The sequence below is a fragment of the Albidovulum denitrificans genome (assembly GCF_002973535.1).
GTDB classification, from domain to species: domain Bacteria; phylum Pseudomonadota; class Alphaproteobacteria; order Rhodobacterales; family Rhodobacteraceae; genus Albidovulum; species Albidovulum denitrificans.
Window position 1 is genome coordinate 1,145,386 of the sequence record NZ_PVEP01000001.1, and the last position, 19,601, is coordinate 1,164,986.

Annotated in this window: 20 protein-coding genes; 12 read left to right on the forward strand and 8 right to left on the reverse strand. The window is 66.2% G+C overall.

Annotated features, from left to right (window positions below; all coding sequences use genetic code 11):
- Positions 1-104: 104 nt before the first annotated feature.
- The 10 genes from LX70_RS05630 to LX70_RS05675 all read left to right on the forward strand — a co-directional run bounded on the left by LX70_RS05630 (position 105) and on the right by LX70_RS05675 (position 9,325).
- Positions 105-1,235, forward strand: a complete 1,131-nt coding sequence (locus LX70_RS05630) for a putative manganese transporter (RefSeq protein ID WP_105513488.1) — start codon at positions 105-107, stop codon at positions 1,233-1,235.
- Between the two features lie 66 nt (positions 1,236-1,301).
- The gene (locus LX70_RS05635) at positions 1,302-1,673 is read left to right on the forward strand and encodes a MerR family transcriptional regulator (protein WP_105513489.1); all 372 of its coding nucleotides are present in this window, start codon (positions 1,302-1,304) and stop codon (positions 1,671-1,673) included.
- A gap of 182 nt (positions 1,674-1,855) precedes the next feature.
- On the forward strand, positions 1,856-2,248 hold the full coding sequence (locus LX70_RS05640; protein WP_105513490.1) for a MerR family transcriptional regulator: 393 nt from the start codon (positions 1,856-1,858) through the stop codon (positions 2,246-2,248).
- A 33-nt stretch (positions 2,249-2,281) separates the two neighbouring features.
- On the forward strand, positions 2,282-4,060 hold the full coding sequence (locus LX70_RS05645; protein WP_105513491.1) for an acyl-CoA dehydrogenase C-terminal domain-containing protein: 1,779 nt from the start codon (positions 2,282-2,284) through the stop codon (positions 4,058-4,060).
- A 65-nt stretch (positions 4,061-4,125) separates the two neighbouring features.
- Complete coding sequence (locus tag LX70_RS05650) at positions 4,126-4,338, forward strand: hypothetical protein (protein ID WP_105513492.1); 213 nt, start codon at positions 4,126-4,128, stop codon at positions 4,336-4,338.
- Between the two features lie 265 nt (positions 4,339-4,603).
- On the forward strand, positions 4,604-5,230 hold the full coding sequence (locus LX70_RS05655) for a glutathione S-transferase family protein (protein ID WP_105513493.1): 627 nt from the start codon (positions 4,604-4,606) through the stop codon (positions 5,228-5,230).
- Between the two features lie 14 nt (positions 5,231-5,244).
- A complete protein-coding gene (locus LX70_RS05660; RefSeq protein ID WP_105513494.1) occupies positions 5,245-5,430 on the forward strand; it encodes a hypothetical protein in 186 nt (61 codons plus the stop codon).
- Between the two features lie 12 nt (positions 5,431-5,442).
- Positions 5,443-6,654: an acetyl-CoA C-acetyltransferase gene (locus tag LX70_RS05665; RefSeq protein ID WP_105513495.1), complete on the forward strand. Its 1,212-nt coding sequence runs from the start codon at positions 5,443-5,445 to the stop codon at positions 6,652-6,654.
- Positions 6,654-7,127, forward strand: coding sequence for a cupin domain-containing protein (locus LX70_RS05670; protein WP_105513496.1), 474 nt, complete (start codon positions 6,654-6,656; stop codon positions 7,125-7,127). Before LX70_RS05665 ends, LX70_RS05670 begins: the two co-directional genes overlap by 1 nt.
- Positions 7,124-9,325 carry a 3-hydroxyacyl-CoA dehydrogenase NAD-binding domain-containing protein gene (locus LX70_RS05675; RefSeq protein ID WP_105513497.1) on the forward strand — a complete coding sequence of 734 codons (2,202 nt, stop codon included), beginning with the start codon at positions 7,124-7,126 and terminating at the stop codon, positions 9,323-9,325. The genes LX70_RS05670 and LX70_RS05675 overlap by 4 nt, the downstream gene beginning before the upstream one ends.
- 51 nt (positions 9,326-9,376) lie before the next feature.
- On the opposite strand, the gene LX70_RS05680 is transcribed toward LX70_RS05675, so the two are convergent.
- Both LX70_RS05680 and LX70_RS05685 read right to left on the reverse strand, forming a co-directional pair.
- Positions 9,377-10,045 (reverse strand): sulfotransferase family 2 domain-containing protein, encoded by a 669-nt coding sequence (locus tag LX70_RS05680; protein WP_105513498.1) that lies wholly within the window; start codon positions 10,043-10,045, stop codon positions 9,377-9,379.
- A 9-nt stretch (positions 10,046-10,054) separates the two neighbouring features.
- Positions 10,055-10,978 carry a DMT family transporter gene (locus LX70_RS05685; protein ID WP_245884945.1) on the reverse strand — a complete coding sequence of 308 codons (924 nt, stop codon included), beginning with the start codon at positions 10,976-10,978 and terminating at the stop codon, positions 10,055-10,057.
- 96 nt (positions 10,979-11,074) lie between these two features.
- Here LX70_RS05685 and LX70_RS05690 point away from each other — a divergent pair, with 96 nt between their 5' ends.
- Both LX70_RS05690 and LX70_RS05695 read left to right on the forward strand, forming a co-directional pair.
- Positions 11,075-12,700 (forward strand): AMP-binding protein, encoded by a 1,626-nt coding sequence (locus LX70_RS05690; RefSeq protein ID WP_105513500.1) that lies wholly within the window; start codon positions 11,075-11,077, stop codon positions 12,698-12,700.
- 88 nt (positions 12,701-12,788) lie between these two features.
- On the forward strand, positions 12,789-13,802 hold the full coding sequence (locus tag LX70_RS05695) for a hypothetical protein (protein WP_105513501.1): 1,014 nt from the start codon (positions 12,789-12,791) through the stop codon (positions 13,800-13,802).
- Positions 13,803-13,896: 94 nt separating this feature from the next.
- On the opposite strand, the gene LX70_RS20675 is transcribed toward LX70_RS05695, so the two are convergent.
- The 6 genes from LX70_RS20675 to LX70_RS05730 all read right to left on the reverse strand — a co-directional run bounded on the left by LX70_RS20675 (position 13,897) and on the right by LX70_RS05730 (position 19,428).
- Positions 13,897-14,838 (reverse strand): SPOR domain-containing protein, encoded by a 942-nt coding sequence (locus LX70_RS20675; protein ID WP_170076124.1) that lies wholly within the window; start codon positions 14,836-14,838, stop codon positions 13,897-13,899.
- Positions 14,839-14,903: 65 nt separating this feature from the next.
- Positions 14,904-15,536 (reverse strand): uracil phosphoribosyltransferase, encoded by a 633-nt coding sequence (gene upp / locus LX70_RS05710; RefSeq protein ID WP_105513503.1) that lies wholly within the window; start codon positions 15,534-15,536, stop codon positions 14,904-14,906.
- On the reverse strand, positions 15,529-16,512 hold the full coding sequence (locus LX70_RS05715; RefSeq protein ID WP_105513504.1) for an adenosine deaminase: 984 nt from the start codon (positions 16,510-16,512) through the stop codon (positions 15,529-15,531). The genes upp and LX70_RS05715 overlap by 8 nt, the downstream gene beginning before the upstream one ends.
- Positions 16,509-17,717, reverse strand: a complete 1,209-nt coding sequence (locus LX70_RS05720; protein ID WP_105513505.1) for a phosphopentomutase — start codon at positions 17,715-17,717, stop codon at positions 16,509-16,511. Before LX70_RS05720 ends, LX70_RS05715 begins: the two co-directional genes overlap by 4 nt.
- Positions 17,714-19,027 carry a thymidine phosphorylase gene (locus LX70_RS05725; RefSeq protein ID WP_105513506.1) on the reverse strand — a complete coding sequence of 438 codons (1,314 nt, stop codon included), beginning with the start codon at positions 19,025-19,027 and terminating at the stop codon, positions 17,714-17,716. Before LX70_RS05725 ends, LX70_RS05720 begins: the two co-directional genes overlap by 4 nt.
- Positions 19,027-19,428: a cytidine deaminase gene (locus LX70_RS05730; RefSeq protein ID WP_105513507.1), complete on the reverse strand. Its 402-nt coding sequence runs from the start codon at positions 19,426-19,428 to the stop codon at positions 19,027-19,029. Before LX70_RS05730 ends, LX70_RS05725 begins: the two co-directional genes overlap by 1 nt.
- Between the last annotated feature and the right edge of the window lie 173 nt (positions 19,429-19,601).

The window sequence follows — 19,601 nt, forward strand, 5'->3', positions numbered from 1 at the left end:
GATCACACCCCCGCCAATTTGCCGGTTGACGGAGGCACCGCAAGACCTATATCCAAAATATAGCCTAGGGTTCAAATTATATACGAATGAAAGAAAGCTAGACCATGGCATTGACCGCCCTCGCCCCCAACGCCGTCCGACGGCCTGGCCGGATGGACCCGCGACGGCTGGCGCTCGTCGGTCTTATCGTCGCGCTGGCGCTGGCGCCGGGCGATCTGGGTGCGCTGACGCGCGGGCTGATGCAGGACGCTTTCGTGCAGGTCTCGGCCTTCGTCGCGGCGACGCTCCTGCTCTTTTACGGGTTGGAGCGGCTGTTCCGCTTCGACCTTGGCCAGGCGATGGGTCAGTCGCGCATGTTGCAGGTGCCGTTCGCCGCGCTTCTTGGCGCGACGCCCGGCTGCGGCGGCGCGGTTGTCGTCGTGGCGGCCTATGCCTCGGGCAAGGTCAGCTTTGGCGCGGTCGTGGCCACGCTGACCGCAACGATGGGGGACGCGGCCTTTCTGCTGATCGCGACACGGCCGGATGTCGCGCTGGTTCTGCTGCCGATGCAATTCGCGACCGGCATCCTGACCGGCTGGCTCGTCGATCGCTTCCTGACCGTCGACTACCGCCCCGCGCAGGGCGGTTGCGAGGTCGCGCCGCTGATCGGCGCCACCCGCCCGCGCCATTACCTCTATCTGGCCGCGCTTATCCCCGGCCTGATCGTTGGCGCCGCGCAGATCGGCGGCATCGAGGTGACGCAGGTTCTTGGCATTCCCGTCGCCGCCTTCGCGCTGACCGGCATCTTCACCGGCCTTGCCATCTGGACCGTTTCGCCGGTCAAGGCGATGACCAACCCGGCCGACGCGCCGGTGACGCGCATGGCCGAGGAAACCGCCTTCATCTCGATCTGGGTGGTGATCGCCTACCTGGCCTATGACTATGCCGCGGCCTATGGCGGGTTCGACCTCAAGGCGATGTTCCAGACCATCGCCCCGGCTCTGCCGCTGATCGCCGCCGCCATCGGGTTCATTCCCGGCTGTGGCCCGCAGGTCCTTGTCGCCACGCTTTTCGTGAACGGGGCGATTCCCTTCTCGGCGCTCGCGGCGAATGCCATCTCGAACGACGGCGACGCCCTCTTTCCCGCCATCGCCCTTGCCCCGCGCGCGGCGATCATGGCCACCGTCTTTTCGACCGTTCCCGCCCTGACCGTCGCCTATGCGCTTTACCTCTTCGCGCCCGGTTTCCTGAACTGACCCCCGCGCAAGCGAGTTGTGCGGCCCCCCGCCTGCCGCTAGGCTCTGCGCCAGGAGGACCCCCGGATGGCCGAAGAGCGCATCAGTTTCAAGGATATGTGTACCCGCTTCGACGTGACCCCGCGGACGCTGCGCTATTACGAGTATATTGAGCTTCTGTCCCCCGAAAAGGACGGCCGCGCGCGCTTTTACGGCCCGCGCGAGGTGGCCCGCATGACCCTGATCCTGCGCGGCCGCCGCTTTGGCTTCAGCCTTGAGGAAATCCGCCAGTGGCTGCTTCTCTACAATGAGAGGGGAACCAAGGAACAATACTCGGTCTGGATCTCCATGGCCGACCGGCAACTGGCCGAGCTTGGCAAGCAGCGCGAGGAGCTTGACGCCACGATCGCCGACCTGAAGGACCTGCGCGACCGCACCCAGGCGCTTCTGGACGACTGATTTGGGCGCCCCGGACGCGACAGAAAAATAGCCCTCCGCACGCTTTTCCGAAAGGACATTACGTCACCGATTTCGTGACGCGACGTCACGGTGACGTTAACGTCAACTTCGCTTGTATGGTCGGATCACTCTTCCGATCTGGGGGCCACGAAACCCTCAGACACGGATGAAAGGATATGTGTATGAGTGACGATGTTCTGACCATTCGCGAAATGTGCGACGGCTTCGACGTGACCGCCCGCGCGCTTCGCTTCTACGAAGCCAAGGAACTGCTTTTCCCGATGCGCCAGGGCCAGAAACGCCTGTATTCCCGCCGCGACCGCGCCCGGTTGAAACTGATCCTGCGCGGCAAGCGGTTCGGCTTCAGCCTGGAAGACATCCGCCAGTTGCTCGATCTCTACGATGTCGATGACACGCATGAGACGCAGCTGGCCGAGACGCTCGACGCAGCGCGCAAGCGGCTGGCCGACATGGAACAGCAACGCGATGAGCTTGACCAGGCGATCGCCGAACTGGACGAGATGATCGCGCAGAACGCCGAGACTCTGACGAAACTCAGGCTGACCGCCGCCTGAAACACGACCGACGACCTTTAGGGAGAGAGACGCATGCCGACCTACACCGCCCCGATCCGCGACATGGAATTTGTCCTGAATGAGGTTCTGGGCGTCGCCGCCAGCGACGTGCCAGGCTATGGCGAGCTTGAGCCCGGCTTCACCTCTGCGATCCTCGAAGAGGCGGGCAAGATCGCCAGCGACGTGCTGACGCCCCTGAACGCCAGCGGCGACCGCGAAGGCTGTCGGCTGGAAAACGGCGTCGTCTACACGCCGAAGGGCTTCAAGGAAGCCTTCGCGGCGATGAAGGAAGGCGGCTGGAACGGTCTTGATCTGCCCGAGGACTATGGCGGGCAGAACCTGCCCTACATCATGGGGACTGCCGTGGGCGAAATCTTCGTCTCCGCCAACATGGCCTTCAACATGTATCAGGGCCTGACCCATGGCGCGATCTCGGCCATCCTCGCCCACGGGACGGACGACCAGAAACAGACCTTCCTGCCGAAGATGGTCAGCCTCGACTGGACCGGCACGATGAACCTGACCGAACCCCATGCCGGGACCGACCTTGGCATGATCCGCACCAAGGCCGAACCGCAGAAGGACGGCAGCTACAGGATCACCGGGCAGAAGATCTTCATCTCGGCGGGCGATCACGACCTTGCGGACAACGTCATCCACCTGGTGCTGGCCAAGGCGCCCGGCGGTGGCGAGGGGACCAGGGGCATCTCGCTTTTCATCGTGCCGAAGTTCCTGGTGAAAGAGGATGGCACCCTGGGCGAACGCAACGGCGTTTCGGTCGGCAATATCGAAGAGAAGATGGGCATCCACGGCAATGCCACCTGCGTGATGAACTATGACGGCGCGACCGGCTACCTGCTGGGAGAGCTGCACAAGGGCATGCGCAACATGTTCACGATGATGAACGAGGCGCGGCTGGGCGTCGGCCTTCAGGGCTACGCGGTCGCCGAACCGGCCTACCAGAACGCCGTCACCTATGCCCGCGACCGCCTTCAGGGCCGCGCGGTGACGGGGACCGAAAACCCCTCCGGCCCCGCCGACCCGCTGATCGTGCATCCCGACATCCGCCGCAACCTGATGGACCAGAAAAGCTTCCTTGAAGGCGCGCGCGCCTTCACGCTCTGGGGGGCCTCGCTGATCGACCGCGCGCATCGCTCGGACGACAAGGACGCCGAGGGGATGATCTCGCTCCTCACCCCGGTCATCAAGGGCTTCCTCACCGACAAGGGGTTCGAGACCGCCGTCGCCGCGCAGCAGGTCTATGGCGGGCATGGCTATATCGAGGAACAGGGCATGTCCCAGTTCACCCGCGACGCCAGGATCACCATGATCTATGAGGGCGCCAACGGGGTGCAGGCGCTTGACCTCGTCGGCCGCAAGCTGGCGGCGGATGGCGGCAAGCATGTCATGGCGTTTTTCGAGATGGTGAAGGGCTTCATCAAGGAAAACGACGGCGACGACGCGCTGAAGAAAGACTTCCTCGACCCGCTCAAGGCCGCGTCGAAGGATCTTCAGGCAGCGGGCATGTTCTTCATGCAGAACGGCATGAAGAACCCCAACGCGGCGCTGGCGGGGTCCTACGACTTCATGCACCTCTTCGGTCATGTCTGCCTTGGCCTCATGTGGGCGCGCTCGGCCAAGGCCGCGCTGGCAGCGCTGGCGGGCGGAACCGGCGACAAGGCTTTCTATGAGACCAAGCTTGCCACCGGACGCTACTACATGGCCCGGCAACTGCCGATGACCACGACCCACCTCGCCCGCATCCAGTCCGGTGCCGAACCCGTGATGGCGCTTGCCGCAGAGGCGTTCTAGGCTTCCCCGACACGAACGGGTCCGCGCCCCCTTCGGCGCGGCCCCCAGAACCCGATGAGGACCGGATGCCCAAACGCCTGCGCCTGACCCGCCGCTTCCCCGCCGCGATGACCAACGACGCCTACCGCGCGTTGCAGACCCTCGCGGCCCAGGCCGGGATCACGCAGGATGAGGCGCTGACCTTCGTCTTCGAACATTTCAACAGCGTCATCGACGCCGAGACGTTCAACCACCGCCTCAGGCTTTTCAAGGCGGAGCTTGAGGACCGAAAGGCATGACGGGCGGAGAGGGCGGAATGAGTATTTGTGCAACGAAGAAGCGCAAAGTGCGCCCCGGAACCGGCGCCGGCCCTCAAACCTGGGGTGCTTCTCGCCGGAACCAGGGCGACTTCTCCGTTGGCGGTCATCGGCTCTCCAGCCTGTACCGCGCGCCGAGCCTCGCCCGATTCTGGTTAACAAATCCTTCTTCTTCGTTGCGGAAATACTCCGCAGGGGTGTGGGGGCGCGAAGCCCCCACTTCGACGGTCAGACAAGAGGCGACGACATGACGGCGAAACTCTACTGCTTCGGCGAAAGCGGCAATGCCTACAAGGCGGCGCTGACGATGGCACTTGCGGGCTATGACTGGGCGCCGCTCTGGGTCGATTTCTTCCACGGCGCCTCGCGCAGCGCCGACTTCCTCGCCATCAATGAAATGGGTGAGGCGCCGGTCTTCGTTGAGGGCGATCTGACGCTGACGCAAAGCTGCGTGATTCAGCTTCATGTCGCCGAGAAGACCGGGAAATTCCTCGACGGCGACCGGAACGAGATCCTGCGCTGGCTGTTCTGGGACGGTCAGAAGGGATCGGGCCAGCAGGGCGCGCTGCGCTTCCTGATGAACTTCGTCCCCGAGGAGAAGCGCCCGGCCGAGGCGATCAAATGGCTTTCGGGCCGGGTCATGACGGCGCTTGGCGTTCTCGACCGCCATCTTGAGGGCCGCAACTGGGTGACGGGCGACGCCCCGACGCTGGCCGACCTCGCCTGCTGCGGCTATCTCTACTACCCCGAACCCTGGGGCTTCGACCGCAAGGCCCTGCCCCATATCGACCGCTGGCTTGACCGCATCGCGGCCCTGCCGGGCTGGAAACACCCCTATGACCTGATGCCCGGCAATCCGTCCGACCGGGCCTGAGCGGAGGAACCGACATGAACTGGCTGCTGATCGCGGTCGTCTACACCGTCACCGGCGAAAACGTCCCCCATGAGGTGCGCGTGAACGAGACGCCCTTTGCCACCGAGGCGCTCTGCGAGGCGGCGCGCACGAAGATGGAAGACCAGCTCAGGACGCGGGCGATCACCGTCAAGGCGACCTGCGTGCAAGTGAGCGAATAACGGGAGAAGACCATGACCGACGCCTATATCTATGACGCCGTCCGCAGTCCGCGCGGCAAGGGCCGCAAGGATGGCAGCCTGCATGAGGTGACCTCGGTCGCGCTGTCGGCCAAGGTCCTGAACGCGGTGAAGGAGCGCAACAACCTTGCCGGTCACGCGGTCGAGGACGTGATCTGGGGCAATGTGACCCAGGTCGGCGAACAGGGCGGCTGTCTTGCGCGCTCGGCCGTGCTGCTGTCGGACCTCGACGAACATATCCCCGGCCTTGCGATCAACCGCTTCTGCGCATCGGGGATGGAGGCGGTGAATATTGCCGCCAACCAGGTAAAGGGCGGCGCCGGGATGGGCTATATCGCCGGCGGCGTGGAGATGATGGGTCGTGTCCCCATGGGCTCTGACGGGGCCGCGATCGCGGTCGACCCGTCCCTTGCCTGGAAGACCTATTTCGTGCCGCAGGGCATTTCCGCCGACATCATCGCCACCGAATACGGCTTTTCGCGCGATGAGGCCGACGCCCTTGCGGTGGAATCGCAAAAACGCGCCGCAAAGGCGTGGGAAGACAAGCGTTTCGCGAAATCCATCGTCACGATCCGCGACCAGAACGGCCTGCCGATCCTCGACCATGACGAATACATGCGCCCCGGCACCGACATGCAGACGCTGGGCGCGCTGAAGGCCAGCTTCAAGGACATGGGCGAGGTGATGCCCGGCTTCGACAAGCTCGCGCTGATGAAATACCCGCATCTGGAGCGGATCGAGCATATCCACCACGCCGGGAACTCCTCGGGCATCGTGGACGGGGCGGCGGCGGTGCTGATCGGCAACAAGGAATTCGGCGACAAATGGGGCCTGAAGCCCCGCGCCCGCATCCGCGCGACCGCGAAGATCGGCACCGATCCGACGATCATGCTGACCGGCCCGGTGCCGGTGACGGAAAAGATCCTGAAAGACAGCGGCATGTCGATTTCCGACATCGACCTTTTCGAGGTGAATGAGGCCTTCGCCGCCGTCGTCCTGCGCTTCATGCAGGCTTTCGACGTCTCGCCCGACAAGGTCAACGTCAACGGCGGCGCCATCGCCATGGGCCACCCGCTTGGCGCCACCGGCGCGATCATCATCGGCACGCTGCTAGATGAGCTGGAGCGCACCGGCAAGGGTACGGGCCTTGCCACGCTTTGCATCGCGTCGGGCATGGGTGCGGCCACGATCATCGAGAGGGTGTGATGGGCATCATCGACAAGGCCAGCGTACCGGTCAAGACCGGCTCCATCTACCCCGAACCCTATGCCAGCCAGATGGCCGGGCGATCCTCGCTGCGCCTCGGCGATGCGGGCGGGCTGACGCAGTTCGGCGCGAATGAGGTGATCCTGCAACCCGGCGCACGGTCGTCGCTCCGCCACTGGCACCACCGTGAGGATGAATTCGTCATGATCATGCAGGGCGAATGCGTGTTGGTGCAGGACGGCGGCGAAACCGTCATGCGCCCCGGCGATTGCGCGGCCTTTCCGGCGGGCGATCCGAACGGGCATTGCTTCGTCAACAGATCGGGGGCGGAGGCGCGTTTCCTCGTCGTCGGTTCCCGGATGAACCCCGAAAAGGCCACCTATTCCGATGTCGATCTGGAGATCGCGATCCAGGACGGCAAGGCCAGCTTCACCTACAAGGACGGCACCCCTTACACGGGAGAGAGAACATGACCGATTTCACCTATTCCGTGGACGCCGACGGCGTTGCGACGCTGACCTGGGACGTGCCGGGCAAGTCGATGAACGTGATGAGCCGCGAGGGCTTCGCCCAAGTGAGCGAGATGGTCGATACCGCGCTGGCCGACGACGCCGTCAAGGGCATCGTCATCACCTCGGGCAAGGAAACATTCGCGGGCGGGATGGACCTGAACGTGCTGGCGAAAATCCGCGAGGAGGCGGGGGAAAACCCGGCCCAGGCCCTGTTCGATTTCACCATGTCCGGCCACCATATCCTGCGCAAGCTGGAACGCGCCGGGATGGACCCGAAGACCCTGAAGGGCGGCAAGCCTGTGGCCTGCGCCCTGCCCGGCACCTCGGCCGGCATCGGGACGGAAATCGCGCTGGCCTGTCATCGCCGCTTCATGGCCGACAGCCCGAAGGCGAAGATCGGCCTGCCGGAAATCCTGGTCGGCCTCTTCCCCGGCGGCGGAGGCACCACGCGCTATTCCCGCATGGTGGGCGCGATGGCGGCGGCGCCGGTGCTGCTGGAAGGCAAGATGCTGGACCCGAAAAAGGCCAAGGGCGCGGGGCTGATTGATGAGGTTGTGGCGCCCGGTGAGTTGCTCGCTAAGGCGAAGGAATGGGTTCTGTCGGCCGCTGACGCCGATATCGTCAAGCCCTGGGACCAGAAGGGCTTCAAGATGCCCGGCGGCGCGCCCTATCACCCGGCCGGCTTCATGACCTTCGTTGGAGCCAATGCGATGGTGCATGGCAAGACGCAAGGCGTCTACCCGGCCGCCAAGGCGCTACTGGCGGCGGTCTATGAAGGCGCGATGGTCGATTTCGACACCGCGCTGCGGATCGAGGCGCGCTGGTTCACCAAGGTGCTGATGAACCCGTCCTCTTCCGCCATGATCCGGTCGCTGTTCCTGAACAAGGAGGCGCTGGAGAAGGGCGCGAACCGCCCTGACGTGCCGGACCAGCGGGTGAAAAAGGTTGGCGTTCTGGGTGCCGGCATGATGGGCGCGGGCATCGCCTATGTCAGCGCGAATGCCGGGATCGAGGTCGTGCTGATCGACGCCGCGCAAGAGGCCGCGGAGCGCGGCAAGGCGCATTCCGCCGACCTGCTCGACAAGGGCATGAAGCGCGGCAAGGTGACGGCCGAGAAGAAGGAAGAGGTGCTGGCCCGGATCACCGCGACGACGGATTACGCCGCGCTGACGGGCTGTGACCTGATCGTCGAGGCGGTGTTCGAGGATATGAAGGTCAAGGCCGGGGTGACCGCGAAGGCCGAGGCGGTGATCCCCGAAGGCGCGATCTTTGCCACCAACACCTCCACCCTGCCGATCAGCGATCTGGCGAAGGCCTCGAAACGGCCGGAGCAGTTCATCGGCATCCACTTCTTTTCCCCCGTCGACAAGATGATGCTGGTCGAGATCATCAAGGGGAAGGAAACAGGCCCGGTCGCGGTCGCCAAGGCGCTGGATTTCGTCCGCCAGATCAGGAAGACGCCGATCGTCGTCAACGATGCCCGCTTCTTCTACGCCAACCGCTGCATCATCCCCTATATCAACGAAGGCATCCGCATGGTGGCCGAAGGGGTGGAACCGGCGCTGATCGAACATGCGGCGACGCTTCTGGGCTTCCCGCTTGGCCCGTTGCAACTGGTCGATGAGACCTCGATCGACCTTGGCGTGAAGATCGCCAAGGCCACCAAGGCCGCGATGGGCGACGCCTATCCCGACGGCGCGGTGGACAAGATCCTGTTCGCGATGGCCGATCAGGGGCGGCTGGGCCGCAAGGCCAAGGCGGGGTTCTACGCCTATGACGAGAAAGGCGGGCGGCTGGGCCTTTGGGACGGGCTGGGGGCGGCCTGGCCCGTGGCGGCGGATCAGCCGGAGCTGACCGGGGTGCAGCACCGGCTGATGATGGCGCAGGTGCTGGAGGCCGTGCGGGCGCTTGAGGACGGCGTGCTGGAGGACATCCGCGAGGGCGATGTCGGCGCGATCCTCGGCTGGGGCTTTGCGCCCTGGTCGGGGGGTCCGTTCTCCTGGCTCGATATCATCGGGGCGGAACGGGCCGTGGCGATCTGCGACGGGCTGGAAGAGGCCCATGGCGCGCGGTTCGCGGCACCCAAACTGCTGCGTAACATGGCGAAGGCGGGCGAGACGTTCTACGGACGCTTCGGAAGCGGCGCCAGGGCCGCCTGAGGGCGAGGCAGCGGGGGGTTTCACACCCCCCGCACCCCCCGTGGAGTATTTTCACAACGAAGAAGCCGCAGGATCGAAGCTGTAGCCAAAGCGGGCGATATCCTCGGCGCAGAGGGTGGCGAGAAGCGCGGCATCGGCATCGCTGTAATAGCCCCGCCAGTCGCGGGCGCGCTCGGAACTGTTGGCGCGTGGCAGGGGACCGAGGCGGAAGCCCAGATGCGCCTCAAGGCGGGGCGCGTCGGCTGCGAAGTGTTCGAGACGCAGGAAGAGATCGCAACACTCCTTGCCCGTCCTGTCGCGCATATAGCTGCCATAGGGGGTGGCGGCAAAGCTGGCGCAGGTATCGGGCGCGTTCAGGAAGGCGCTGAAATCGAGGCGTTTGGCCAGCGCGACCGCCGGGTGGGCGAAGTCCTGTACCCTGAGCCAGTGGTAGTAGCTGACCATCCGGTCCCAGGGGTTGCGAACCAGCGTGAAGGTGAAGAACTCGGCGATCTCCGCATCGCGCGCCAGCCCGCCGATGTCGGCAAGCGTCGAGTGTTTCCAGAGCCGCCCTGCCGTCTCCACCCCCTGCACCCGCCTGCGGCGCGCGCGGCCCTTGGGCGTGTCGGCGACGATCACGTCATCCTTCATCGCGCGCCCCTCAAGCGCCAGCGTCAGCGCCGTGCCGCCGGTCTTGGGGATATGGATGAAGATATAGCGGCGGCCGCGTGAGAGGATCATGGGCCGAACTTAGCGTCGGCGGAGCACGATGATAAGCCCGGCGAGGAAGATCAGCCCCATGCCAAGTGCCGCGCGCGGGGAAACGACCTCTGCCCAGAGCAGGTAGGACCAGAGCGCGCTGGCGGGCAGGATGACATATTCGAAGATCGCGACCCGGCTCGCCGCCGCGATCTGGTAGGCGCGGATCATCAGGCCGACGCCGATCAGCGATCCTCCGGCCTGCACGAAGGTCCAGAAAAGGAAAGGTCCGGTCGGCACCGTCGCGCCACGCAGGACGAAGCCTGCCGCGCCCTCCGGCACAGGGACCGGCCAGAGCGCGAGGGCGATCATCCCGATCACGCCGAAAAGGCCGAGCGTCACGAAGAACCCCGCCAGCAGGGTTTCGGCCGTCTCGCCCGCGCACCATTCGCGGGTGGCGAGGTTGCCCAGCGCATAAAGCGCCCCCGCCGCGACCGGCAGGACCGTGGCCGCACCGATCCGTTCGCCCGAGGCGGGGCCGAGGACGAGGATCACACCCAGAAACCCGATCAGCACCGCCGCGATCCGGTAGGGGCCGACCGCGTGGCCGAAGGCGAAGCGGGAGATCAGGAGGACGAAGATCGGCGCGGTGAAAAGCCCCGCCGCCACCGTCGCCACCGGCAGGAAGGCGAGGCAGCCGAAATAGATCAGCATCGCGCAGCCATGGATCAGGCTTCGCCCCGCCACGGCGCGCAGGTTTCGCGGCGCAAGGCGCAGGCCAAGCGGCCGGGCCGCGACGCCGAGGATCGCCATCGCCATCACGCCGCGCAGCGCGTGAAACTGCCAAAGCCCCGCATCCGCCGCGATCACGCGGACGAAATTGTCGGTAAACCCGATGATGATCGCATAGCCGAGGATCGCCGCCGCGGCGGCAAGGGTGCGGTCCGCCGCCGCTGTCATCGGAATAGTCGCCATGCTACCCACGCTCCGTCTCTTGGTCCTTTCCAAGAGCCTGACAAGCCGCAATAATCGCGCCTGTTCGCGACACGTTTGCGCCGGAGGGAGGGCAGAATGGGCTGGATGAGGGACGAAACCGGACTTGAACGCAACGCGGCCAATTTCGTGCCGCTGACCCCGCTCTCCTTCCTTGCGCGCGCGGCGGCGATCTTTCCCGGCCACACGGCGATGATCTACGGCAAGACCCGGCGCAGCTACCGCGACTATCACGCGCGGGTCAGCCGCCTTGCCTCGGCTCTGGCGCGGCGCGGGGTGAAGCCGGGCGATGTGGTGGCGACCCTTCTGCCGAACATCCCGGCCCAGGCCGAGGCGAGTTTCGGCATCCCGGCGGCAGGGGCGGTGCTGAACACGATCAACACGCGGCTCGACGTCGATACGGTGGGCTATATCTTCGGCCATGGCGAGGCGAAGATCGCGCTGGTCGATACCGCGCTTCTGGGCCTCGCCGAGACCGCCATCGCGATGATGGAAGGCGATGGGCCGACCATCATCGAGGTCGTGGACGAAGAGGCGGGGTTCGAACCGTCGGGCCGGTATGTCACCTATGAGGATCTTCTGGCCGAGGGCGATCCCGATGCGCCCTGGATCCTGCCCGAGGATGAATGGGAGAGCCTCGCGCTCAACTACACCTCCGGCACGACGGGGCGGCCGAAAGGCGTGGTCTACCACCATCGCGGCGCCTATCTGCTGGCGATGGGAACGGCGGTGGCGTGGAAGCTGGGCATCCACCCGGTCTACCTGACCATCGTGCCGCTTTTCCATTGCAACGGCTGGTGCCACACCTGGGGCATGCCTGCGGTCGGTGGCACCGTCGTCTGCTGCCGCGACGTGACGGCGAAGAACATCTATGACGCCATCGCCGATCACGGCGTCACCCATTTCGGCGGCGCGCCCATCGTGCTGAACATGCTGATCCAGGCGAAGGAGGGTGATCGCCGCGCCTTCGATCATGTGGTGGAGGTCTTTACCGCCGGCGCCCCGCCCGCCGCCGCCACGCTGGCCGCGATCGAACCGCTGGGCTTCAACGTGACGCAGGTCTACGGGCTGACAGAGACCTATGGCCATGTGACCGAATGCATCTGGAACGCGGAATGGGACACGCTCCCGCAGGAAGACCGCGCGGTCATCAAGGCGCGAACCGGCGTGCTGATGCCCTTCATGGAGGACATCGCCGTCCATGACGATCACGGCCATCCGGTGCCGTGGGACGGCCACTCGACGGGGGAGATCGCGATTCGCGGCAATGCGGTGATGAAGGGCTACCTCAAGAACCCCGAGGCGACGGCAGAGGCGTTCCGGGGCGGCTATTTCCGGTCGGGCGACGTCGCCTTCCAGCATGCCGACGGCTACATCAAGATCACCGACCGGGCGAAGGACATCATCATCTCGGGCGGCGAGAATATCTCTTCCGTCGAGGTGGAGGGCGCGCTGATGCACCATCCGGCGGTGTCGCTTTGCGCCGTGGTCGCCCGGCCCGACGACAAATGGGGCGAGGTGCCTTGCGCCTTCGTGGAATTGAAAGAAGGCCAGATGGCGACGGAAGAGGAACTTATCGCCTTCACCCGGACCCGGCTGGCCGGGTTCAAGACGCCGAAGAAGATCGTCTTTCGCGACCTGCCCAAGACCTCGACCGGGAAAAGCCAGAAATTCGAACTGCGTCTGATCGCGAAGGACGTGTGACGCTGTGCGCGCCCCGGCGGGAATTGTCCTGCCCCGCCGCTTCGGCTAGGGTCGGGCCAAGTGGGGAACAGGGCAGTCGCGGCCGAAGATGACGGCACTTACCGAATTCCAGAGACTGGAATGTACCGGCCTCTGGCGCGAGGCGCCCGAGGCGCAGAAGCGCGAGGTCATCGTGTCCTTCGGGGATGCGACCCTTGTGCTGTCCGAGGCGCGCAGCCAACGCGCGCTGACCCATTGGTCGCTGCCCGCGATCCTTCGCCTGAACCCCGGCGAGGTGCCTGCGCGCTATGCCCCCGCCGCCGATGCCGACGAAGAGTTGGAGATCGAGGACGCGACGATGGTCGCGGCCATCGACAAGGTCCACACCCTCATTTCCGCCCGCAAGCCGCATCCGGGTCGGTTGCGCGGCTGGCTGATGTGGTCGGCTCTGGCGGCGGTTCTGGCGGTCGGGGTCCTCTGGCTGCCACGCGCCATCATCGACCACACGGCCGAGGCCCTGCCCTTCGCGACGCGGCAAGCCCTCGGCCGCCTCGCGCTTGAGGATCTGGAGCGGCTGACCGGCGCGCCCTGCGGCAATGTCGAAGGCACCGCCGCGCTGACGCGCCTGCGCGACCGGATGACTGGCACCGGGGGCGAAACCTATGTCCTGCCCGCGCCGCTGAAACGGCCCCGGATGCTGCCGGGCGGGGTCCTTGTCCTGCCGAATGCGCTGATCGACGGGCAGGACCGGCCCGAGGTGGCGGCGGCCGCGATCCTCGCCGCGCAACTGGCGGCAGAGGACACAGGCCCCACCCGCGCCGTTCTGCGCCATGCGGGGTTGCGCGCGACGATCGGCCTTATCACCACCGGGTCGCTGTCGGCGGACGCGGTGAAGGGCTATGGCGATGTGATCCTTGCAGGCAGTGACTGGCTTCCCCGGCCCGAGAGGTTGCTTCAGCGTTTCGCCGAGGCCGGGATTTCCAGCACCCCCTTCGCCTATGCCATCGACCCGACGGGGGAAACGACGCTGCCCCTGATCGAGGCCGATCCCCATGCGAAAGACGCAAGGCCGGTCATGACCGACACCGACTGGGTCGCGCTTCAGGGGATCTGCGACGGGTAACGCCTATGGCATTTCGGGTTTACACTGACTCAGAATTCGAACTTATTTCGTTCGAATTCCGATACTTACTTTCTCAACGCAAACCCGAAACGCTTTAGCCGCGCGTCGGATAGGCGTCCGGGTAGCCGTTCCGCCGGAGCAGCGTCACGGCATCCCTCACCTCGGCCGCGCTGGCGAAGGGGCCTGCAAGGATGACCTTCAGCCGCCCGCCGACACCGACCGAAACCGGCAGCCCCAGCCCGTTCAACGTCGCGATGGCGCGTTCGGCATTGGCCGGATCGCCGAAGGCCCCGATCTGGACAAAGGCCCCGCCCGTGGCCCCGGCCGGTTCCGTCGCCATCGCGGCCCGGCCCGCCTCGGTCAGGTTACCCTTGGCATAGGTCACGCGGTAGCCGCCCTGATTGGCGGTCTCGGCGCGGCGGATCTCGGCCGCCGTCGGGGCGCGGTCCGTCACCGTCAGGCCCGGCACGCCAAGGCCGTTGAGGTAAGGCACCGCCGCACCCGTCGCGCTGTCGTCACATTGCGTCACCCGGCGCCCGTCGCTGAGCAAGTAGCGCTGTGCCGTGTCGATCCGGTCGGCGCAGTAGGTGTTCGCCTTGGCGACGGTACTCTGCCGGACAAGGGCGGTGGTTGTGCTGTCGGGCGCGCGCTTGGCCTTGCGGGCGGTCTTGCGTACGGGCTTTGCCCGCGCGGGCTTCACCGTGGCAGGCGCGGCCGCAGGCGCCGGGGCGGCCTCGACCGGCGCGGCAACCGGGTCCGGCGCGGGGTCGGCGGCGACCGGCGCAGCGGCGGCTGCCGTCACGCTCGGCTCATAGCCACAGACCGGGGTGCGGTCGCGCCCCAGACGCGGGACCCAGCTTGTCTGCCCGCCAAGACCCGCGCGCAGAAAGACGCACCCGGCGCTGTCGACATACTGGTTGCCACCGAAATCTGCCGGGGGCAGTTCCCTTGGCCCCTGGTTCCCCTGCGCCACGACGACACCGCCGGCCAGAACCGCCATCACTGCCGCCACCGCGACCCCTGCAAATACACGCATCATCCGCCCCTGAATCTGTCGCGGAAGGATGCCAAACCGGGCGGCCCGCGTAAAGGGGATACGGCCTATTTTGTGCCAAACATGCGGTCGCCCGCATCCCCTAGCCCCGGCACAATATATCCATGTTCGTTCAGACGCTCATCCACAGCCGCTGTGACGATCGGCACGTCGGGATGGGCCTCTTTCATCCGCGCCACCCCTTCCGGCGCGGCCAGAAGGCACATGAAGCGGATGTTCCGCGCGCCCGATTTCTTCAGCAGGTCCACCGCCGCGGCCGAGGAATTCCCGGTGGCCAGCATTGGATCGAGCGCGATCACCAGCCGGTCCTCAAGCCCCGCCGGAACCTTGTAGTAATACTGCACCGGCTGAAGCGTCGCCTCGTCGCGGTAAAGCCCCACGAACCCGACACGGGCGGCCGGGATCAGTTCCAGCACCCCGTCCAGAAGCCCATTCCCCGCCCGCAGGATCGAGATGAGCGCAAGCTTCTTGCCGTCGATCACCGGCGCGTCCATCTCGCAGAGCGGGGTCTGGATACGCCTGGTCGTCATCTCCATCTCGCGCGTGATTTCATAGGCGAGAAGCTGGCTGATTTCGCGCAGCAGGCGGCGGAAGGAATTGGTCGACGCGTCCTTGTCGCGCATCAGGGTCAGCTTGTGCTGCACCAGCGGGTGGGTGACGACGGTCAGGTGTTCAAGCATGCGCTTTCTCCAGTCTCTTCAGTATCTTGTCGCGCGTTTCTTCCATGCAGAATGCAGCGCGGATCGAGGTGTCGGCGATCTGGCGAAAGACGCCGTCATCCCAGCCGAACGCCTCGGCCAGCGCATCGTATTCGCGCGCCATGGTCGTGTGGAAGAAGGGTGGATCGTCGGTGGAGACCGTCACCTTCACGCCGCGTTCCATAAGCTTTTCAATTGGATGCGCACGAAAGTTCGGGTAAAGCTTCAAGGCAACATTGGACCCCGGACAGACCTCAAGCACGATACCCGCCTCGGCCAGTTCATCGACCAGTGCGGGGTCCTCGATGGCGCGGACGCCGTGGCCGATCCGCTCCACCCGCAGATCGCGGACGGCATCGCGCACACTGTCGGGGCCGCCCCATTCGCCCGCATGGCAGGTCAGCCGCAACCCGGCCTCACGCGCGCAATCGAAGGACCAGGCGAAATCCTTGGGCCGACCGACCTTCTCATCCCCGGCAAGGCCGAAGCCGACCAGCCAGTCGCCCGCCGTCTCGGCGGCGCAGAGCGCAGTCTCACGCGCCTTCTCGGGTCCGAAATGGCGGATCGGCGTGACGATGCCACGCAGCGTGATACCGTCCTGCCGTTCTGCCTCCTCCGCCGCCTCGCGAATCGCATGGAGGTATTCGCGCCAGGCGCCCACGTCCCGCCCGCCGCAGAAATCGGGGCTGAGGAAGCATTCCGAATAGATCACCCCCGAAGCCGCGCTTTCGGCCAGAACCGCGCGGGTCAGGCGGGCGTAGTCGGCGGGCGTGGTAAGGACCGAGGTCGCGGCCTCATAGACCTTCAGGAAGTGCCAGAAGTCGGTATAGGCGTAGTTGCCCCGGTCGTCGAAGATGCCGGAAATGTCGATCTTCTTCTCGGTCGCCAGACCGCGCACGAAGGCGGGCGGCGCCGCCCCTTCCAGATGCAGGTGCAGTTCGATCTTCGGCAGGGTCACAGAACGCTCCTTCCCGGCCCTTGCGACGGAACGCCCAGATGCGCGGCAACCGTGGCCGCGACATCGGTGAAGGCGATCTGGCCAAGGCCGCCCGCCCCCGCGCCCGCCATTACGACCGGGACGCGCTCGCGGGTGTGGTCGGTGCCAACCCATGTCGGATCGTTGCCGTGATCGGCGGTGAAGATCGCCAGATCGCCGGGCCGCAGCGCCGCAAGGAAGCCCGCCACCTGCCCGTCGAACCATTCCAGCGCACGGGCATAGCCCGAGACGTCGCGGCGGTGGCCGTAGAGCGTGTCGAATTCCACGAAGTTCGCAAAGGTCAAGGACCCACCCTCAGCCCCCTCAACCGCCGCCATCAGATGTTCGAAAAGGACAGAATCCGTCCCCTTCCTCACATCGTCTATCCCGCGCATGGAGAAGATGTCGCCGATCTTGCCGATGGCATGGACCTTGCGCCCGGCGGCGTGGACCCAGTCGCAGAGCGTCGGCGACGGCGGCGCGATCGCGTAGTCATGACGGTTGGCGGTGCGGCGGAAATTTCCCGGCCCGCCGGTGAAGGGCCGCGCAATCACGCGGCCGACCTTCATCGCATGCAGCCGGGGCGCGATGTCCTGGCAGAGCTGCAACAGCCGGTCGAGGCCAAAGCTTTCCTCATGGCAGGCGATCTGAAACACGCTGTCAGCCGAAGTGTAGCAGATCGGCCAGCCGGTGCGCATGTGTTCGGCGCAGTGTTCCTCGATGATCGGAACGCCTGAGGCATGGCAATTGCCCAGCGTGCCGCCCGCGCCGCAAAGCCGCGCCACCTCATCCATCAGGTCCTGCGGGAAGGCGGGGACGGTGTCGGGGAAATAGTGCCAGTCCCACGGCACCGGGACACCCGCCAGTTCCCAATGCCCGGACGGCGTGTCCTTGCCGCGCGACACCTCTGTCGCCGCGCCCCAGCGCCCGGCGGGGTCGGCGGTGAGCCCCGGCATATCGGCGCCCGAGGCCAGCCGCACCGCCGCGCCCAGCCCCAGCGCATCGAGGTTGGGCATCCTCAAGGGGCCGCTCCGCCCCTCCTCGGCCCGGCCCCCGGCGCAGGCGGCGGCAATATGGCCCAGCGTAGAGGCGCCGGTATCGGGTACATCGCCGTTGAAGAACGTATCGGCATCGGGCGCGCCGCCCGCGCCGACGCTGTCCATCACGATCAGGAAGGCGCGGGTCATGCGACGATCCTGTCATGGATCAGGGGCGGTTCTTCGGGGTCGTCCTCACCGATCCGGTAGGCGGCGATCACGGCGGCCAGCGCCGCCTCGGCATCCCCGTCGCTGGCGGCGTGGATGCGGGCGATGGTTTCGCCTGCCGCCAGCGGCTCACCAATCGGCATCATGTCCGACAGGCCGACCGAGGGGTTGATCCTGTCGCCGCCCCGCAGCCGCCCGCCGCCCAGATGGACGACGGCATGGCCCAGCGCCTCGGCGTCGATTTCGGTCACGAACCCGGCGCGCGGCGCGGGAACGTCACGCACGACCCGCGCGGCGGGCAGCCGGTCGGGATAGCGGTCGACGAAATCGCCCGGTCCACCCAGCGCCGCGACCATGCGACCAAAGACCTCGGCCGCGCGGCCCGATGTCAGCGCCTCATCCACCTGATCGGCGCCGTCCTCTTCATCGCTCGCCAGCCCGCCCAGGACCAGCGCCTCGGCCCCCAACGCAACGGTCACGTCCCAAAGCGCCTGATTGACGGCGTTGCCGGTCATCGTCTCCATCGCCTCAAGCACCTCAAGCGCGTTCCCGGCAGAGGAGGCGAGCGGCTGGTTCATGTCGGTGATGAGCGCCGCCGCCCGGCACCCCGCCCCTTCCGCCGTCGCGACCAGCGATTTCGCCAGCGCCTCGGCCCGGTCCATTGTCTTCATGAAGGCGCCGGTGCCGACCTTGACGTCCAAGACAAGGCCCTGAAGCCCGGCGGCGAGTTTCTTCGACAGGATGGAGGCAGTGATAAGGTCAATGGATTCGACCGTCCCGGTGACGTCGCGGATCGCATAAAGGCGGCGGTCGGCGGGGGCGATGTCCCCGGTCGCGCCGATGATCGCACAGCCGGTATCGGCGACAAGGCGATGCAGGTCGTCGGTCGAAATATCGGTGCGATAGCCCGGTATCGCCTCAAGCTTGTCCAGCGTGCCGCCGGTATGGCCAAGCCCGCGGCCCGAGATCATCGGCACATAGGCCCCGCAAGCCGCCAGCGCCGGGGCGAGCAGGAGCGACGTGCAATCGCCGATCCCCCCGGTCGAATGCTTGTCGAGAACCGGCCCCGGCAAGGCCCAGTCCAGCACCTGCCCGCTATCGCGCATCGCCAGTGTCAGGCCCACCCTTTCGGCCTCGGACAGCCCGTTGAGGAAAACCGCCATCGCGAAAGCGCCCGCCTGCGCATCGGTCACCCCGTCCGAGGCAAGTCCATCGGCGAACCATTCCGCCGACGCCCCCGGCAGGCCCTTGCGGTCGCGCAGCGCGGCAATGATGGTCCGGGCGTCCGGCATCACGACCTGTCCATGTGGCCCGCGCCGAAACTGCCCGGAAGCAGATCGCCGATGGAGGTTTCCAGCGTCGCGCCCTCGACCGTGGCCAGCGTCACCTTGACGTCGTGGCGCCCGAACTCCGCCAGTTTCTGCCGACAGCCGCCGCAGGGCGGCACCGGGTGCGGGCAATCGGCGATGACGGCGACCTCACGCAACTCCGTCTCGCCCGCCGCGACCATGGCGGCGATGGCGCCCGCCTCGGCACAGGTGCCTTCGGGATAGGCGGCGTTTTCGACGTTGCAGCCCTGATAGATCCGCCCCGACGCCCCGCGTACCGCCGCGCCGACCTTGAAATGCGAATAGGGCGCATAGGCGTTGTCGCGCACCGCCGTGGCGGCCTTCAGCAATGTCTCATACCCCATCTCGCCCTCTTTTCATTGCGGACCGGTCCCCTCGCCCGCGACTTTAGGTCCGCCCCGCGCGATTCAGAAGCGGAATCCAACCACGCGGCCCCTTGACCCTGCGGCGAAGGCCCGTCGCGGAAGGTCCCTTCCGTGTCCCCGGAAGATAGTTTAGCGTTAAATGAAACAGCGGA

Excerpts from the sequence above, each read along its gene's own strand:
- LX70_RS05630 (WP_105513488.1), top strand. The coding sequence starts at position 105 with ATGGCATTGACCGCCCTCGCCCCCAACGCCGTCCGACGGCCTGGCCGG.
- LX70_RS05635 (WP_105513489.1), top strand. The coding sequence starts at position 1,302 with ATGGCCGAAGAGCGCATCAGTTTCAAGGATATGTGTACCCGCTTCGAC.
- LX70_RS05640 (WP_105513490.1), top strand. The coding sequence starts at position 1,856 with ATGAGTGACGATGTTCTGACCATTCGCGAAATGTGCGACGGCTTCGAC.
- LX70_RS05645 (WP_105513491.1), top strand. The coding sequence starts at position 2,282 with ATGCCGACCTACACCGCCCCGATCCGCGACATGGAATTTGTCCTGAAT.
- LX70_RS05650 (WP_105513492.1), top strand. The coding sequence starts at position 4,126 with ATGCCCAAACGCCTGCGCCTGACCCGCCGCTTCCCCGCCGCGATGACC.
- LX70_RS05655 (WP_105513493.1), top strand. The coding sequence starts at position 4,604 with ATGACGGCGAAACTCTACTGCTTCGGCGAAAGCGGCAATGCCTACAAG.
- LX70_RS05660 (WP_105513494.1), top strand. The coding sequence starts at position 5,245 with ATGAACTGGCTGCTGATCGCGGTCGTCTACACCGTCACCGGCGAAAAC.
- LX70_RS05665 (WP_105513495.1), top strand. The coding sequence starts at position 5,443 with ATGACCGACGCCTATATCTATGACGCCGTCCGCAGTCCGCGCGGCAAG.
- LX70_RS05670 (WP_105513496.1), top strand. The coding sequence starts at position 6,654 with ATGGGCATCATCGACAAGGCCAGCGTACCGGTCAAGACCGGCTCCATC.
- LX70_RS05675 (WP_105513497.1), top strand. The coding sequence starts at position 7,124 with ATGACCGATTTCACCTATTCCGTGGACGCCGACGGCGTTGCGACGCTG.
- LX70_RS05680 (WP_105513498.1), bottom strand. The coding sequence starts at position 10,045 with ATGATCCTCTCACGCGGCCGCCGCTATATCTTCATCCATATCCCCAAG.
- LX70_RS05685 (WP_245884945.1), bottom strand. The coding sequence starts at position 10,978 with ATGGCGACTATTCCGATGACAGCGGCGGCGGACCGCACCCTTGCCGCC.
- LX70_RS05690 (WP_105513500.1), top strand. The coding sequence starts at position 11,075 with ATGGGCTGGATGAGGGACGAAACCGGACTTGAACGCAACGCGGCCAAT.
- LX70_RS05695 (WP_105513501.1), top strand. The coding sequence starts at position 12,789 with ATGACGGCACTTACCGAATTCCAGAGACTGGAATGTACCGGCCTCTGG.
- LX70_RS20675 (WP_170076124.1), bottom strand. The coding sequence starts at position 14,838 with ATGCGTGTATTTGCAGGGGTCGCGGTGGCGGCAGTGATGGCGGTTCTG.
- upp (WP_105513503.1), bottom strand. The coding sequence starts at position 15,536 with ATGCTTGAACACCTGACCGTCGTCACCCACCCGCTGGTGCAGCACAAG.
- LX70_RS05720 (WP_105513505.1), bottom strand. The coding sequence starts at position 17,717 with ATGACCCGCGCCTTCCTGATCGTGATGGACAGCGTCGGCGCGGGCGGC.
- LX70_RS05725 (WP_105513506.1), bottom strand. The coding sequence starts at position 19,027 with ATGCCGGACGCCCGGACCATCATTGCCGCGCTGCGCGACCGCAAGGGC.
- LX70_RS05730 (WP_105513507.1), bottom strand. The coding sequence starts at position 19,428 with ATGGGGTATGAGACATTGCTGAAGGCCGCCACGGCGGTGCGCGACAAC.